Annotated in this window: 14 protein-coding genes and 1 CRISPR repeat array; of the genes, 11 read left to right on the top strand and 3 right to left on the bottom strand. The window is 62.4% G+C overall.

All coding sequences use genetic code 11. From position 1 onward, the window contains the following. Positions 1-17: 17 nt before the first annotated feature. The 5 genes from csa3 (at position 18) to ACZ5C7_RS08290 (ending at position 5,138) form a co-directional block, all read left to right on the top strand. Positions 18-671: a CRISPR-associated CARF protein Csa3 gene (gene csa3, locus ACZ5C7_RS08310; protein WP_464375868.1), complete on the top strand. Its 654-nt coding sequence runs from the start codon at positions 18-20 to the stop codon at positions 669-671. Positions 672-787: 116 nt separating this feature from the next. Then, positions 788-2,285: direct repeats of the CRISPR family, unit length 37 nt; unit sequence GTCGCAACAGGGAGAAAACCCAGAACGGGATTGAAAC. 167 nt (positions 2,286-2,452) lie between these two features. Continuing rightward, the gene (gene hisI, locus ACZ5C7_RS08305) at positions 2,453-2,821 is read left to right on the top strand and encodes a phosphoribosyl-AMP cyclohydrolase (RefSeq protein ID WP_464375867.1); all 369 of its coding nucleotides are present in this window, start codon (positions 2,453-2,455) and stop codon (positions 2,819-2,821) included. Positions 2,822-2,866: 45 nt separating this feature from the next. Continuing rightward, positions 2,867-4,018 (top strand): DUF7118 family protein, encoded by a 1,152-nt coding sequence (locus tag ACZ5C7_RS08300; RefSeq protein ID WP_464375866.1) that lies wholly within the window; start codon positions 2,867-2,869, stop codon positions 4,016-4,018. A 108-nt stretch (positions 4,019-4,126) separates the two neighbouring features. Further along, positions 4,127-4,531, top strand: a complete 405-nt coding sequence (locus ACZ5C7_RS08295; RefSeq protein ID WP_464375865.1) for a universal stress protein — start codon at positions 4,127-4,129, stop codon at positions 4,529-4,531. Positions 4,532-4,643: 112 nt separating this feature from the next. Beyond that, positions 4,644-5,138, top strand: coding sequence for an HPP family protein (locus ACZ5C7_RS08290; protein WP_464375864.1), 495 nt, complete (start codon positions 4,644-4,646; stop codon positions 5,136-5,138). A 45-nt stretch (positions 5,139-5,183) separates the two neighbouring features. On the opposite strand, the gene glmM is transcribed toward ACZ5C7_RS08290, so the two are convergent. Then, positions 5,184-6,548, bottom strand: coding sequence for a phosphoglucosamine mutase (gene glmM / locus ACZ5C7_RS08285; RefSeq protein WP_464375863.1), 1,365 nt, complete (start codon positions 6,546-6,548; stop codon positions 5,184-5,186). 141 nt (positions 6,549-6,689) lie between these two features. Between glmM and ACZ5C7_RS08280 the strand changes: the two genes are divergently transcribed. The 4 genes from ACZ5C7_RS08280 (at position 6,690) to ACZ5C7_RS08265 (ending at position 10,276) form a co-directional block, all read left to right on the top strand. Then, a complete protein-coding gene (locus tag ACZ5C7_RS08280; RefSeq protein WP_464375862.1) occupies positions 6,690-7,580 on the top strand; it encodes an HVO_0234 family beta-propeller protein in 891 nt (296 codons plus the stop codon). Between the two features lie 76 nt (positions 7,581-7,656). Beyond that, positions 7,657-8,190, top strand: a complete 534-nt coding sequence (locus ACZ5C7_RS08275) for a hypothetical protein (RefSeq protein WP_464375861.1) — start codon at positions 7,657-7,659, stop codon at positions 8,188-8,190. A 51-nt stretch (positions 8,191-8,241) separates the two neighbouring features. Continuing rightward, positions 8,242-9,090 carry a ribose-phosphate diphosphokinase gene (locus tag ACZ5C7_RS08270; protein ID WP_464375860.1) on the top strand — a complete coding sequence of 283 codons (849 nt, stop codon included), beginning with the start codon at positions 8,242-8,244 and terminating at the stop codon, positions 9,088-9,090. Between the two features lie 97 nt (positions 9,091-9,187). Then, positions 9,188-10,276, top strand: a complete 1,089-nt coding sequence (locus ACZ5C7_RS08265) for a hypothetical protein (protein ID WP_464375859.1) — start codon at positions 9,188-9,190, stop codon at positions 10,274-10,276. Between the two features lie 240 nt (positions 10,277-10,516). On the opposite strand, the gene ileS is transcribed toward ACZ5C7_RS08265, so the two are convergent. Together ileS and ACZ5C7_RS08255 are read right to left on the bottom strand one after the other, a co-directional pair. Next, a complete protein-coding gene (ileS, locus tag ACZ5C7_RS08260) occupies positions 10,517-13,723 on the bottom strand; it encodes an isoleucine--tRNA ligase (protein ID WP_464375858.1) in 3,207 nt (1,068 codons plus the stop codon). Between the two features lie 104 nt (positions 13,724-13,827). After that, a complete protein-coding gene (locus ACZ5C7_RS08255; protein ID WP_464375857.1) occupies positions 13,828-14,055 on the bottom strand; it encodes a hypothetical protein in 228 nt (75 codons plus the stop codon). A gap of 112 nt (positions 14,056-14,167) precedes the next feature. On the opposite strand from ACZ5C7_RS08255, the gene ACZ5C7_RS08250 reads away from it, so the two are divergent. Then, positions 14,168-14,857: a uracil-DNA glycosylase gene (locus ACZ5C7_RS08250; RefSeq protein WP_464375856.1), complete on the top strand. Its 690-nt coding sequence runs from the start codon at positions 14,168-14,170 to the stop codon at positions 14,855-14,857. 65 nt (positions 14,858-14,922) lie between these two features. Next, positions 14,923-15,342 (top strand): HIT family protein, encoded by a 420-nt coding sequence (locus tag ACZ5C7_RS08245; protein ID WP_464375855.1) that lies wholly within the window; start codon positions 14,923-14,925, stop codon positions 15,340-15,342. Positions 15,343-15,446 lie beyond the last annotated feature (104 nt).

Raw genomic sequence — 15,446 nt, 5'->3', positions numbered from 1 at the left:
ACGAATAACACCCTCCAATGCAAACGTTCGTCTCTCCTATCGGGTTTAATACGACCAGTGTCACACGGACGATACTCAATCAGCAAGTCGGCTCTGATGATGAAGTCGTGTTACTTCGACCCGAACATCAAACAGACGATGATCGTGCGTCCGAAGCAATCGCAGATGTCGAACAACTATTGCAAGAAATCGAACCAGGAATCACAATACACGTTACTCGAATACCACACGAGAACTTCGCAGCTGCGGTGATGACGTGCAGCGATGTCCTCCGGGCTGCAGATGGATCTGTTATCGTTAATTTCGGTGGTGGTGCTCGAGATGTGCTCGTTCCACTGACGATCGCAACTGTCGCGCACGGACACAATATCGCCGAGATTCTTGGATACAGTGACATCGATGGGCAAGTTCGAGAGTGGGAACTACCAACTATTCCAACGAACATCTCGAGAGGAGCCGTTGGTACACTCGAATCAATTGACCAGGCCGACAACGCTACGACAATACCAGTGCTTAAACAGCAAGGTGATCAAGCAAAAAGTACGATTGGGAGACACGTGAATCAGCTCGAGGACGAGAGTCTGGTTACGTCGTGGACTGAAGACCGAACAAAACACGTCGAAATCACACTCGGCGGGCGACTCTATCTGGCATCAAGAGAATCTGTTTGAGGTGCTATTTCATCGACCCATATAAACAGTCTGTATAGCAGGGGTCGATGAACGGCACCGTGAAATTCAACTGATGAGGAAGCTTTTTAGCGAACATCCGCGTATTTCAGCCCCCTGTCGCAACAGGGAGAAAACCCAGAACGGGATTGAAACATGACTTCGCGGAGCGAGTCCGAGGAGAGGGCCGTGTCGCAACAGGGAGAAAACCCAGAACGGGATTGAAACTGCCTCGAGCGCTACGCGAGACGGATCGACGCCGACGTCGCAACAGGGAGAAAACCCAGAACGGGATTGAAACTTCGGCGCGTCCGCCAGCTCGAGGCGTCCGAGAGCCGTCGCAACAGGGAGAAAACCCAGAACGGGATTGAAACAGATACGCCTTCTCGGTGTCATCCTCGCCGCCAGGTCGCAACAGGGAGAAAACCCAGAACGGGATTGAAACAGGAAAAGCTCGAGCAATACCGGGAGTTCGTGGAGGGGTCGCAACAGGGAGAAAACCCAGAACGGGATTGAAACTTCAATATCGCCCACCAGCTGATCGACGATCCCCTCGGTCGCAACAGGGAGAAAACCCAGAACGGGATTGAAACCCGGGATCTCACCAGACCCAGATACAGAGGTGCCGGGGTCGCAACAGGGAGAAAACCCAGAACGGGATTGAAACTTCGGAACAGCGGCAGGCGCGGCGACATGGGCCGGGTCGCAACAGGGAGAAAACCCAGAACGGGATTGAAACTATGCTGTGTTAGTGCCGACAGTTCCCTTGATTGTGTCGTCGCAACAGGGAGAAAACCCAGAACGGGATTGAAACAACTCCTCGTCGGAGTCGCGCCAGAACTTGATGCATGTCGCAACAGGGAGAAAACCCAGAACGGGATTGAAACAAGACATGGTTGGTTGTTCTATTGCCAATGGGGAGACGTCGCAACAGGGAGAAAACCCAGAACGGGATTGAAACCAAGTGTACCAGACGCACGAAGATGTCCGCGTTTGTCGCAACAGGGAGAAAACCCAGAACGGGATTGAAACATCTCGAGGCCGTCGACTTCCTGCTCAATCATTGCGGTCGCAACAGGGAGAAAACCCAGAACGGGATTGAAACTTCGTGATTTCGATGGTCGTGCTAGTCACGGCGTGGAGTCGCAACAGGGAGAAAACCCAGAACGGGATTGAAACCGGGATTCTACCTGCTTGCGTACCGATAACGGAGACTGTCGCAACAGGGAGAAAACCCAGAACGGGATTGAAACCTGTGCCTCGCCTCCAGGGCGGCAAGCAACCGACGGTCGCAACAGGGAGAAAACCCAGAACGGGATTGAAACAGCGCACAATCAGATACAGACCCAATGGACGAGAACGGTCGCAACAGGGAGAAAACCCAGAACGGGATTGAAACTTGTCGATCGCCGAGACGATGTTCTTCCCGCCACGGTCGCAACAGGGAGAAAACCCAGAACGGGATTGAAACGTGTTCCCACGACTCGACCGCCCGACGAGTGAGTCCGGTCGCAACAGGGAGAAAACCCAGAACGGGATTGAAACCCGATCACTGCCGCCTCGGTCTGGAAGGTAGCCGTGTCGCAACAGGGAGAAAACCCAGAACGGGATCAAAATATAGATTGCTCGAGCGGCTCGTCGCCGTTTGCGAGAAAAGTACCAGCTGTCGTCGAGAGTTGCTCGAGAACCACTGTCGAGCGACAACCGGTTTAACTGGGTTACGTCATTCCCGGAACGTAGAGCCCAGCAAAAGACCTATCGCCCCGACGGACATGCCCTCGAGTATGGACGACGGAATCGAGGTCGATTTTGGCGAGGACGGGCTGGTTCCGGCCGTAGCCCAGGACGCCGAAACTGGCGAGGTGTTGATGCTCGCGTACGTGTCCCCGGAGGCGCTCGAGCGAACGCGAGAGACGGGGGTGGCCCACTACTACTCGAGAAGTCGCGACGAGTTATGGCAGAAGGGAAAGACCAGCGGCCACATGCAGCAGATCGAAGCCGTTCGGGTCGACTGTGACGCCGACACGCTGCTCTACCTGGTCGACCAGGAGGGCGGCGCGTGCCACACGGGACATCGATCGTGTTTCTACCGGACGATCGAGGGCGAGAACGTCGGCGAAAAGGTGTTCGATCCGGACGCAGTGTACGAATAATTCGGCCGACTAACTGAACAACGCGAACTTACCGGACCCAGACCAATGAGCGAATCCGTTCATCGCACGGCATCCGACGCACTCGAGGAGCTTGAGGCGGCCCGAGACCGGCTCGAGCGGGCACAACAACAGATCGAAACGAAGGGTGGCGACAGCGGCGAGGCGGTCGTAGACGCCGCCGAGGCCTACCGGGACGCGGTGGATCTCCTGGAGTCGTACGTCGATCGCGCGACGGGAACTGGCAAGGAGAACTTCAAGGCCTACGTCGAACTCGAGGGAAAGTTCGATTCGCTCGTGGAGGGGCTTTCGGACGATCTCAAGGGGAGAGAGGCCTTCGAGGCGTCCCTGGACGCGATCGATAAACGCCGGCTGAGCGAGTCCGATTTCGAAACGGCAGAAGCCGAACTCGAGCCCGCCAAACAGTACGCGGAGTTGATCGACGAACGCCGAGCCGCTCGCGAGGCGGTCAGAACCGCGAGGACGAACGCGACCAAACGCCTCCAAGAGATCGAGGGCGAACTCGAGGAGAACGAGCGGTTGCTCGAGCTTTCGAACGCCGACCTCGACGCGCCGGTCGAGCGACTCCGAGAGCCCATCGAGGGCTACAACGACGCGTTTCGCGAGGCGTTCGAGGAGTACCGAAGCGAAGCTAGCGCGCGGGAAGTATTCGCCTTTCTGGACCGGACCCGCTGGTATCCCTTCGTCGAGTGCGAACGGCCGCCCGCGGACCTCGAGTCCTACGTCGCCACGAATTCCGCGGGCGAGTACACGATCGACGAACTCCTCGAGTACGCGAACTACTCCCGGTCGAAGCTCTCCCATTACGTCGACGACGCGGACGAACTCAAGCGGCAGGTGGCCACCCAGCAGACGTTCCTCGACGGGATCGACGCCGAGCCGTTGACCCTCGAGTGGCCGCCCGGCCCCGCGGGGGTCCTCCAGCGCCGGACACGGGAGTATCGCCCCTTCGTCGATCGGATCGCCGATGAAGGGACGGTGTCGCTGTTGCGAGACGTCCGACTGTTCGCTCGCGATTCCGACTACGATCGACTGCAGACGGCGGCCCAGGCGGTCGTGCAGCTCACCCCCGACGAACGCAGGCGGCTGTCCGACGGACAGGTTGCAGACGACCTCGAGGCCCTTCGAAACGAACAGGAACAGTTGCGATCGGCCCTCGAGGTCGAGGATCCGGTGTAGCGACCGTTCTTCGGCCAACTGAGTAAACGGCGGAGTTTTGTGCGTGCTCCGCACACAACAGCTGCAAACTCCGGAGACCTTTCCCCGATAGCACACGAACGCCGTGGTATGACACAACACCTTCTCGTTCCCGTAGACGACTCCGATCCCGCACGCGCGGCCCTCGAGTACGCTCTCGAATACTTTCCGGACGCGGAAATCACCGTCCTCCACGCGATCGACGATCTGGCCGCCGGGTACGCCGGTCAGCCGCCCGCGGTCGCGGGAACCGACGCAGAGCCCGAGGTGTTCGACGAGGCGAAGCGAATCGCCGCGGAGTACGATGCGGACTTCGAGACGCAGGTCGTGGACGGAACGGCCGGCGAAGCCATCCTCGGGTACGCCGAGGAAGAAGAGATCGACGGCATCGTCATGGGAAGCAAGGGCCGGTCGGGGGTCTCGAGGGTGTTACTCGGGAGTATCGCCGAGCAGGTGACCCGCCGGGCGTCGGTTCCGGTGACGGTCGTTCCGTGAGCCGGCGGCGGCCGAACTGACCGATCAGGTCTCGAGCGAGCAGTCAGACGAGGCCGTGTCGAGCGGTCGAAACCGGCTACGTTTTTACCTCGAGTTCGAACACTCGAGCAGGATGGACGATCAGCTCGGGAGCACGCTCCACACCGGACTTCTCATCACGACCACGGCGGCAATGGCGTGGATATCGGGGTTCCCGATGTTGTTTCCGAGTCTCGGCCCGACGGCGTTCGTGCTGGCGCTCTTTCAACAGAGCGATGCGACCTCGCCGCGGCGCGTGATCGGTGGTCACGTCATCGGCGTCGTCGCCGGACTCTTGGCCTACCACCTGCTCGCGAGCGGAATTTCGATGGCGAGTGCGACCGATCCCGGATCGATCGAGGGGCTTCGACTCGCGGCCAGTGGGGTGCTCGCCACGACGCTGACCGCGGGCGGAATGCTGGCGACGGACACCCGTCATCCCCCGGCCTGCGCGACGACGCTAATCGTCTCGCTCGGGCTTCTCACGACGGTACTCGAGGGCGCACTGATAATTCTCACCGTCATCGTTCTCGTGATCGCCCACCAGCTGTTGCTCGCGACCGAGCGGTGGGGTGCACGACACGTATGACAGAGCAGTAAGAGAAAGCCGGTCGAACGGGTCCGTCTCTGCGAATCAGGTTTCGTCCTTCGCTTCGATTAAGGCCCGGTACATGTCGTCTGCGAGTTCGTCGGCGCGACTCGAATCGCGAGCCTCCGCGTAGATCCGAACGAGGGGTTCGGTTCCAGAGGGGCGAGCGAGCACCCAGGCGTCGCCGTGATCGAGTCGGTAGCCGTCGCGAGTGTTGAGTTCCGCCTCGGAGGTCTTGGCCTGGTTGGCCGCAGCGTCGATCATCGCGTCGCGTTCGGCCGTCGAATCGTACTCGACGTTCCGTCGAACGTTCGCGTAGCCGCCGTACGGTTCGACGAGGTCGCTCACCGGCTGGTCGGCGACGAGCTCGAGGAATCGGGCGGCGGTGAAGGCCCCGTCCCGCGAGAGTCGGAATCCGGGGAAGAAGATACCGCCGTTTCCCTCCCCGGCGACCGGAACGCGGCGGTCGTCGGCCTCGAGTTCCTCGATTCTCGTGATGATGTTCGTCGAGCCGATAGGCGTGAGTTCGATGGATGCGCCGATGTCGTTGACCACGTCGACTAACCGTTGGGAGACGTTGACTGCAGAGACGGTCGTATCGCCGGGTTCGAGTTCGGCGGCGGCGAGTGCGGCCAGCGTCGCGTCGCCCTCGACGTACTCGCCGGTTTCGTCGAAGAAGATGGCGCGGTCGGCGTCGCCGTCGTGGGCGATCCCGACATCGGCGTCGGTCGCGCGGACGAGTCGCCCGAGATCCTCGAGGTTGTCGGGAACGGGTTCGGGATCGCGTCCGGGGAAGTGGCCGTCGGCCTGGCTGTTGACGGTGACGACGCGACAGCCGAGTTCGCGGAGGAATTCGGGGCTGACGAGCGCGCCTGCGCCGTGGCCCGGGTCGAGGGCGACGGTGAGATCGGCGTCGGCGATACGTTCTCGGTCGACGGCCGAAAGCAGCTCGGCGATGTACTCGCGTCGAACGCCGTCGACGTCGCGGCTTCGCCCGGTTTCGTCCCACGCGGCGACCTCGAACGACTCGGCTAAAAGCGCCTCTTCGATTCGCTCTAAGTCGTCGATAGCCAGTTCGACGCCGTCGCTCCCGACGAGTTTGACGCCGTTGTACTGCGGCGGGTTGTGCGAGGCCGTGATAACGATCGTCGGGACGCCTTCGCGTTCCGCGTAGAACTGGGCACCCGGCGTCGGCAGGATGCCGAGTCGGTCGACATCCGTCCCCGTACTGACGATCCCGCTGGCCGCCGCATCGGCGAGCATTTGGCCGGTGTGGCGCGTATCTCGGGCGATCGCGATTCGGTCGACGTCCCAGGCTGTCCCCGCAGCCTTCGCAACCCGAAGGACGAACGCTGGCGTCAACTCCTCGTTGGCGACGCCGCGAGTCCCGCTCGATCCGAACACTTTCATTAGGAAGTACTCTGGACGGACACCTCAAAGGGGTTCCGGAGAACGCACACGTCAGTGGTCGATACGAGGGGAACAAGAGACGATCCGTCAGCGTCGCCGTCAAGCAGAATGTTTTCGACGCCCCCGGCCGATAGCACGACTATGACCTCGATCGACGAAAAACGCGTCTACGGCGAGAGCGAGGGCGCACTCGGTGCCTACGTCGGCAGTTCCATGGGCGTCGTCCACGTGAAAGTCTCCGGGAGCGCCGTCGGTGAGTTCTCGCTCTGTCACCGAAACGAAACTCGGGACATCGCAGCCGGACGAGATTCGGTCGCGATCGCGACCGACGAAGACGTGTTAGTGGCCGATCCGACCGATCCCGACTCGTTCGTTGAAACGGGATTTGGCCCCGCTGTGGGCGTGAGCTACCACGGCGAAACGCTGCTGGCCGCCGGATCCGACGGCCACATCGCTCGACGGCGCGAGGGCCGCTGGGACCCCATCGCCGAAATGCTCGAGGCCGACGTTCGGGCGATGGACGGAGACCTGTTGGGAACCGAAAACGGCGTCTACCGCGTTCACGAGGGGGAACTCGACCACGCAGGGCTGACCGACGTCCGCGACGTCTCCGCGGCCGGCGTTCCGCTCGCGGCGACCGAATCGGGACTGTACAAACTCGGTAACGGCTGGATGGAAGTGCGGCCGGAATCGTTCGACACCGTCGCCGCCGATCCGATCAGCGAGCCGAGCGAACTCGAACGAGCCCACGCGGTTTCCGACGGTATCGTCTACGAGCACTCGAGCGACGGGAGCGGAGCGACCGAATGGGTTCGGGACGAGGAGTGGGGTTCCGACGAGCAAACTGAAAAGGGCTCACACGCGGGCGGGACACCCTCGAGCGGCCCCGTCGTCGGGTTCGGCTACGGCGAAACCGTCTACGCCATCACGTCGGACGGAACGTTTCTCGCGGCCGATACCGACGGCTGGCGGCCGCACGTTCTCGGCGTGACCGGCGTAACGGGACTTGCGGTCCCCGGACCATCGACATGATCGTCTCCAGCGAATGACTCGTGCATGACGTGCGTCTGACGGGGGCTTAATGTGACGGAATTCTCAGAAGACTTCAATGGGAGAGATAACACGGCGGCGCGTGCTGGCCGCCGCGGGTGCAACGACGATAGGTGCGGTTGCTGGGTGTACGAGTTCCGGTGAAGAAGACGAAAACGGCGGCGACGACGAAACCGCAGGCGGGGGTGACGAGACCGAAACCGAGAGCTCCGGAACCGGTGACCAGACCGGGACCGTTCTCGGAAACATCACCGTCGAAAACATGGACGAGACGAGCCACACCGTCGACGTCCTCGTCGAATTCGACGGCGAAATCGAGGACTGGACCTCCGAGAGCCTCGAATCGAGCGGCGAAAGTACGACGCTCGAGCGAAACTGGCCATCGGATCCCGGTTCGATCCGGATCGTCGCCCGAGTCGACGGCGACGAGTTCACCGAAGCGACGCCGGCGGACTGGAACGACCCGGACTGTTTCAACCTCTACGTTAGCGTCAGAGACGCCGACGGCGTGACGATCGCGGCCGACACGGACAGCGGCCCCTGCGGATCGGGGGATACCGACGTCGACGACGCCGAAGAAGCCGAGGACTAACGCGATCCGGAGAACGAAAACTGGTTTAGCCCGGGGGCAGTCTCACCGAGTATGATCGTCAGCGGATCCGCCTCGCAGTCGCTCGGTGCCTCGCTCGCACGGGTTCTCGAGGAGCCACTCACGGCGGCCACCTACGACCGGTTTCCGGACGGCGAAACGCTCGCCGCGGTTCCGGATTTCGACGGCGAGCGAGCCATCATCGTCGCATCGACCGTTTCGAACGACGCCCATGTCGAACTCCTGCAGCTACAGGACGCCGTTCGGCAGGCGGGTGCCGAGGAAGTCGTCACCGTCGTTCCGTACATGGGATACGGTCGTCAGGACGACGCCTTCGAAGCGGGGCATCCGATCTCCGCTCGCGCGGTCGCCCGCGCCATCTCGACGGGGACGGATCGCGTCCTGACCGTCAATCCCCACGAACGAGGCGTCTGCGAGTTTTTCGAGCCGACGGCAACGGCCGTCGATGCCGCCGGACGGCTCGCGGAGCCGCTTCCGGGCGCGCTCGAGGATCCCGTCTTTCTCTCGCCCGACGCCGGCGCGATCGATCTCGCAAAAACGGTTCGAGACGACTACGGCGGCGGCGAGACGGATTACTTCGAGAAAACCCGCCACTCCGGAACCGAGGTCGAAATCTCCCCCAGCGACGTCGATGTCGACGGACGCGATGTCGTCGTAACCGACGACATCATCGCGACGGGATCGACGATGAGCGAGGCCGTCGCCGTCCTCGAGGATCGCGGCGTCGAACGGGTGTTCGTCACCTGCGTCCATCCGCTGTTGGCTCGAAACGCCTACACGAAGCTTTCTCGAGCGGGCGTCGAAGCGGTTTACGGAACCGACACGGTCGAACGAACGGTCAGTTCGGTGTCGGTTGCGCCGGCGATTGCGGACGAGCTATAGGAGCCAGCGCGCGATTCGAGACGGCGAACGAAGCGGAGTTTCTCGACGAGAAAACGCGATAGTAGGCTTATATGATAGTCACGCCTCTTGTCAATCGATGTTATCGAAACGGTCGCTGCTTCGCCGCGCCTTCGCGGTCGCGAGCGGCGGGCTCATCGCCAGCGGGACTGCCGGTGCCGCGCCGACCGGCGGATCGTCGTCGACGGCGCAGTTACACCGACAGAACGGATACGATGCCAGTGCAGTCGTCGACGCCGAAACGACGGTCACTGCCAGCGTCGAACGTCCGGTACTGAACGTCGTCGGACTCCCCGACCCGGTCGGGAACGCGCTCAATGACCTCCGACAGCAGTACTCGTCGGTCTCGCTCGAGGACATCCAGCGCGTGAGCGCGAGCGCTGCAATCGACGGCGAAACGATCACCGGCGGCTGTGCCATCGCGAGCGGTTCGTTCGATAGGCGAGCGATCGGAGCCGAAGCGCGAGAGCACGGACTAACCGACGTCGAGTCGTCCACTGACGACCGCCGAATGGAGGCGGATTCTCACCGGCAGCGAGTAACGGGAGCTGGCTCGAGTACCACGATCACGCCCACAACTCGAGAACCCCGATCGGTCGACCGGTTCGCCGCTGGGGATTCGCCCTACGCCATTGGCGTCGACAACACCACGCTCTACGTCGGCTACGATTACGGAGAGACCGACGCGCGGACACACGTCGAGACGGCCCTCGAGATGAACGCCGACGGCCAGTCACGAACGACCCAGAGCGGGACGGTCGCGGGTGCGAACTACGGTTCGCTCCCGTCGCTGCTCTCCGGTCATGCGGTCGCATACGCGTCGCTTGGCTCGGACACGCGTCGCTCGCTCTGCAGTCGGCTGACCGACGCGCCTGACGCGTTCACATCCGCGATCCAGGCCGCCAGCGCCGCTGGTGTTGCCCTCCAAGCAGGGTCCGCCCGAAGCAGACTCCGGTACGGCATCGTCGCCGATCCGAATCGAGTCAGCGCAGAGACCGTTCGTAACATCGTCACCGAGGCGACGACCGGTTCGCAGTCGCTCGAGAACGACGGCATCTACCGCAACGGCAACACCGTCGTCTTCGACGCGACGGTCGAGACGAACGAGCTGTGGGCGTCTCACGGACAGTTCCTCGGACTCGAGGATATCGGCGACCGACAGGAATAGACACGCGCTGTAGCTACCGTCGGGTAGGCAGGCGTCGAACCAAATGCACTCCTTGCATCTTCTACCTCCCCTGAGCGACGGCGCTCGAGACGACGCAGTTCGAAGTGACGGCCGCTCGAGACCGCCCAATCACGTAACTCGAGACGACGTCCGCAAAAATCTCGGAACTCGAGACCACACGGCTCGAGAGCACCCGATTCGACCGCAACCCCCTCGCGTTCGAAACGAAACGTGTCGACTTCAGTCGGACGCTTCGGCGGCCGCCAGCGGATCGATCGCGATTTCGACCGCCACGCCTTCGACCTCCCACTCCTTTCGGTGGCCGTCCTCGAGCGAGCCGAGTTCGTCGGCGCGAACCTCCTCGCGGATCAACTCCTCGTGGTCGGCGACCAGGTCGGCGACGCGGTCGTCTTCGACCTCGAACTCGAGCGCGATTCGCTCCTCGACGTCCAGATCGAGTTCCTTGCGCATCTCCTGGACTCGGCGGATGACCTCTCGGGCGTAGCCTTCGCTCTCGATGTCTTCCGTGAGCGAGGCGTCGACGTAGACGACGCCGCGGTCGTCGCCGTCGGTACCGAAGGCCGTTCCCGCGATGTCTTCAGGCGTCTCGGTGACGAACGAGACCATCGACGCTTCGAGTCCTTCGTCGTCCTCGAGAACATCGTCGACCGCCGCCTCGAGCGCCTCGAGGTCGGGTTCCTCGATGCTGGCCTCGTTGAGGGCGTTCATGACCTCGCCGGCGCGACCGCCGAAAGCGGGGCCGAGTTCGCTCATGTCCGCCTCGGCGCTGTAGGCGAGTTCGCCCCACTGTTGACCGGGCTCGACGACCTGTACCTCGCGGGTGTTGAGTCGGTCCGCGAGCAGGTCGGTGTGACGGGTTACGGCCTCGACGACGCGGTCGTCGTCCGCGGCGACCACGACTCGAGCGATCGGCCAGCGGAGTTTGCGGCCGGCCTGCTGGCGGGCGTTCGCACCCGCTTCCTCGATGCCGCGAAGCAGCGCCACGTCCGTCTCGAGTTCCGGATCTTCCCAGGTCTCCTCGACCGCGGGCCAGTCGCACATGTGGACGGTGTCGTGTTCGTCCTCGCCGGTAAGCGTGCCGTAGATTTCCTCGGAAACGAACGGCGCGTAGGGCGCGAGCAAAGCGACCGTCTCTCGGAGAACGCGGTAGATCGTCGCGTACGCTGCTTCCTTGGAGGCGCTATCGTCTTCTTCCCACATCCGCTCGCGGACCGCCTGAATGTAAAAGCGGGAGACGTCCTCGACGACGAACTCGAGCAACGCCTCGAGCGCGCGGTCCTGCCGGACGTCTTCGAACGCCTCGGTCATCTCGGCTTTAGTCGACTGAAGCCGTGCGAGGATCCACTCGTCGACGAGTTCGAGGTCGTCCTCGAGCGAGTCGAGGGTGGACTCGTTCGGGTCGAAGTCGTCCAAACGCATGTACGGCAGCGGGAACCGGAACACGTTCCAGAGGGTGCGAAGCTGGTTCTCCAGCGTCGCCATCTCGTCCCACGAAAAGCGCATGTCCTCGCCCTGCGGGTTCGCCGAGAGCAAGAACAGCCGCATCGCGTCGGAGCCGTGGCGCTCGATCGCCTCGTCGGGCTCGACGACGTTGCCGACCGATTTGGACATCTTTCGGCCGTCCTCGTCTAACGCGTGGCCGTGCATGAGGACCTCGTCGTAGGGCACTTCGCCCATCGCGGCCGTCCCCATTCCGAGCTGGGACCAGAACCAACCGCGCGTCTGGTCGTGAGCCTCGAGGATGAAGTCGGCGGGCCAAAGCTCGCCGAAGCGTTCCTCTTCGGAGGGGTAGTTCAGCGTCCCCCACGAGGCGACCGAAGAGTCGAGCCAGACGTCGAAGACATCGGGAACGCGGGTGTAGGTGGTTCCGTCTTCGGTGATCGTCAGGTCGTCGACGGTGTCTTTGTGCAGATCGACTTCCGCAGCGTCGATATCCTGATCGACGCGTTCGACGAGTTCCTCGCGCGTGGAGACGACGATCATATCCTCGTCATCGTCGCGGCCCTCCGGCGTCCAGACGGGAAGCGGGATCCCCCAGTAGCGCTGGCGGGAGACGTTCCAGTCCGGGGCGTCCTCGACGAAGTCCCGGAACCGGTTGTCTCGAGCCCAGTCGGGGTGCCACTCGCTGTCCTCGACGTTCTCGAGGAGTTCGTCTTTGACGTCGGTGATCGTGATGAACCACTGGTCGGTAACGATCTGAAGGATGCCCGTATCGCAGCGCCAACAGTGGCCGTAGCTGTGGTGGGTGTGGCCAGCGGAGAGCATCGCGCCGTTGTCCTCGAGATCGGCGGTGATCTCCTCGTCGGCGTCCTTGACGAACTGTCCCTCGTATTTGCCCGCTTCGTCGGTGTAAACACCGTCGCCGCCGACGGGACAGAAGATCGGAAAGCCCAGCTCGGTCCCGCGGTCGAAGTCCTCCTCACCGTGGCCGGGTGCGGAGTGGACGAGCCCGGTGCCGTCGCCGTGAGTGTCGACGTAGTCGCCGGCGTAGACCTCGAGCGTTCCCTCGGCGTCGACGTGGTCGGGAACCTCCTCTGCGAGTGGATGCTCGTAGGACCAGCCGATCAGCTCCTCGCCGGTCAGTTCCTCGACGACCTCGTAGTCCTCGTAGCGGCCCTCCTTGAGTACCTCCTCGTGTTTGGCTTCGGCGAGGTACAGTAACTCCTCCTCACCGTCTTTTTCCGCACGCACACCGACGTAGTCGCCCTCTTCGTCGACGGCGACGAACGTGTTCGCCGGGATGGTCCACGGTGTCGTCGTCCAGATGACGATCGAGCCGTCGCGCTCGGTGAGATCGAATTTGACGTAAATCGAGGGATCCTCGACGTCCTCGTACTCGACTTCGTTGTTCGCGATGGCGGTTTCACAGCGCGGACACTGCGAAATCGAACGGTGTCCTTTCTCGACCAGACCGCGGTCCGCGGCCTTCGAGAAGCCCCACCAGGCGGCTTCCATGTACTCCGGGGACAGCGTCTTGTAGGGGTCGTCCCAATCCATCCAGACGCCGAAGGACTTGAAGTCCTCCTGAAGTCCCTCGAGTTGCTCCTCGGCGTACTCCTTGCAGGCATCGATGAAGTTCTCCTCGCCGAACTCCTCGATGTCTTTTTTGTTCTCGAACCCGAGGTTTTCCTCGACCTGGGTTTCGATCGGGAGTCCGTGCATGTCATAGCCCGGTCGGTCCGTCACGTCGTAGCCGCACATTCGAAGGTAGCGGATGTAGACGTCCTTCAAGGACTTGTTCCAGGTCGTTCCCATGTGGGCCGACCCGGAGGTGTACGGCGGGCCGTCGACGAAGAAGAACGATTCGCCGTCCGCGCGGTGCTCGACCGTCTGCTCGTAAGCGTCGACGTCGTCCCAGTACTCGAAGACCCGTTGCTCTACCGCCTCGGGGTCGTACTGGTCGTCGACCTCGCCGAACCTGCTCATGTGTGACGTAATTCGCTGGGGAAGTAAAGAGGAATCGATATTGCAAGTCGGGAACGGACGACCGCGAGGTGGATTGACGGGACGAATCCTGCGGGAGAGCCGGGTTAGTGTTGCATCAAGCGCGCGAGCAATTTCTGGTATCCGAGCCCGTAGACGCCCGCGTAGAGCATGACGCCGCCGAGTGCAGCGAGCCAGACGGCGACCATCGCTTCACCCGAACCAAAGTGCTGGACGCTCGCGTATTCGGTCGCAATACCCGCCGCGGTTAGGGTAATCGCGGCGACCGTGTAGACTAGTATCGAAAGGATCTCGATCAGCAGTTCCGCTCTCATAGCTTCCGTAAGTCACTCGGCGATTGTAAACTTGTCCCATCGAGCACTCGAGTGACGGACCGAGCGGGGCAAATCCGACAACGCCGAGTCGCTGGAGAACGAACCGTCGACTGTGCCCGGACCCGACGCCAACTCGAGTGAGAAATCCGGCGCGAGCGCGGAGGACGCCGCGGATCCGCGATTCCCGAACACGCGCAACGTCCTCGAGCGCGACTGTACTCGCTGTCCCGCACTCGCCGACTCCCGCGAGTGTATTTCGTGGGGGACCGGCGACCTCGAGGCGGATATCGTCGTCATCGGCGAAGCCCCCGGCCGCGGAACGCCGTCGGCGGACCGCTGGCGGGGCGGCAACTGGACGGGGAAGGCCTACACCTCGAGACACTCGGGCCGGCGCATTCGCTCGATGCTCGAGCGGATCGGCTACGGCGAGGAATCCTACTACACGAACGCCGTCAAGTGCTTTCCCGCGGATTCGGACGATCCGACGACCAACCGGGAGCCGAGCGACGACGAACGGGAGAACTGCCGCACCCACCTGCTGACCGAACTCGAGACGATCGATCCCCAAATTGTCCTCGCGACCGGCAAACACGCGACAACGACGGTGCTCGAGGCGGAGGGCGAGTCCATCGACGGCTTCCTCGAGACCGTCCTCGAGCCGGTTCGCTGTGAGCGACTCGAGGTCTGGCTGGTGCCGATTTTGCACCCGTCCTATCAAGACGTCTGGATCGGGCGGCTGGGCTACGAACCCGAGGAGTATCTCGAGGCGATTGGGGAGACGCTCGAGGGGGTGCTCGAGTAACCAAAACAGACTGGCTGTTAATGAGGCGAGTAACCTTCTTGGGTCGAGGCGACACACACTCGCGTATGGGTACGATCTTCAGCCAGATCATCGACGGCGACATTCCGGCACGAATCGTCTACGAAGACGAGACCACGATCGCCTTCCTCGACGCGAACCCCCTCGCGCCGGGACACACGCTCGTGATCCCCAAAGAAGAGTACGAGCAGCTCAACGACGTTCCCGACGACGTCGCGACCGACCTCTACGCGACGATCCACCGGCTGGTTCCCGAGGTCGAAGAGAGCGTCGACGCCGACGCGAGCACGGTCGCGTTCAACAACGGCGAGGAAGCCGGTCAAGAGGTTCCCCACGTCCACTGTCACATCGTGCCGCGGTTCGAGGGCGACGGCGGCGGCCCGATCCACGCCGTCGCGGGCGACGCGCCCGACCTCTCGGACGACGAGCTCGACGATATTGCCGAGGAAATCGAGTCTCGAGTCTGAGCGAAACTCGGGTCTAAACGAAACTCGAGTCTGAGCAAAACTCGAGACTGAGTGAGACACTATTCATCTCGAGGCAACAAGCTCGAACGGTTCCGAGCGAGAAA

The sequence above is a fragment of the Halostagnicola alkaliphila genome (genome assembly GCF_055379965.1).
Note: the sequence above shows the minus strand (reverse complement) of the source record. Positions and strands in the feature narration are given on the sequence as shown.

Coding starts and splice junctions, on each gene's coding strand:
- ACZ5C7_RS08265 (WP_464375859.1), top strand. CDS start 9,188: ATGTTATCGAAACGGTCGCTGCTTCGCCGCGCCTTCGCGGTCGCGAGC.
- ACZ5C7_RS08270 (WP_464375860.1), top strand. CDS start 8,242: ATGATCGTCAGCGGATCCGCCTCGCAGTCGCTCGGTGCCTCGCTCGCA.
- ACZ5C7_RS08280 (WP_464375862.1), top strand. CDS start 6,690: ATGACCTCGATCGACGAAAAACGCGTCTACGGCGAGAGCGAGGGCGCA.
- ACZ5C7_RS08300 (WP_464375866.1), top strand. CDS start 2,867: ATGAGCGAATCCGTTCATCGCACGGCATCCGACGCACTCGAGGAGCTT.
- glmM (WP_464375863.1), bottom strand. CDS start 6,548: ATGAAAGTGTTCGGATCGAGCGGGACTCGCGGCGTCGCCAACGAGGAG.
- ACZ5C7_RS08255 (WP_464375857.1), bottom strand. CDS start 14,055: ATGAGAGCGGAACTGCTGATCGAGATCCTTTCGATACTAGTCTACACG.
- ileS (WP_464375858.1), bottom strand. CDS start 13,723: ATGAGCAGGTTCGGCGAGGTCGACGACCAGTACGACCCCGAGGCGGTA.
- ACZ5C7_RS08295 (WP_464375865.1), top strand. CDS start 4,127: ATGACACAACACCTTCTCGTTCCCGTAGACGACTCCGATCCCGCACGC.
- ACZ5C7_RS08290 (WP_464375864.1), top strand. CDS start 4,644: ATGGACGATCAGCTCGGGAGCACGCTCCACACCGGACTTCTCATCACG.
- csa3 (WP_464375868.1), top strand. CDS start 18: ATGCAAACGTTCGTCTCTCCTATCGGGTTTAATACGACCAGTGTCACA.
- ACZ5C7_RS08275 (WP_464375861.1), top strand. CDS start 7,657: ATGGGAGAGATAACACGGCGGCGCGTGCTGGCCGCCGCGGGTGCAACG.
- ACZ5C7_RS08245 (WP_464375855.1), top strand. CDS start 14,923: ATGGGTACGATCTTCAGCCAGATCATCGACGGCGACATTCCGGCACGA.
- hisI (WP_464375867.1), top strand. CDS start 2,453: ATGGACGACGGAATCGAGGTCGATTTTGGCGAGGACGGGCTGGTTCCG.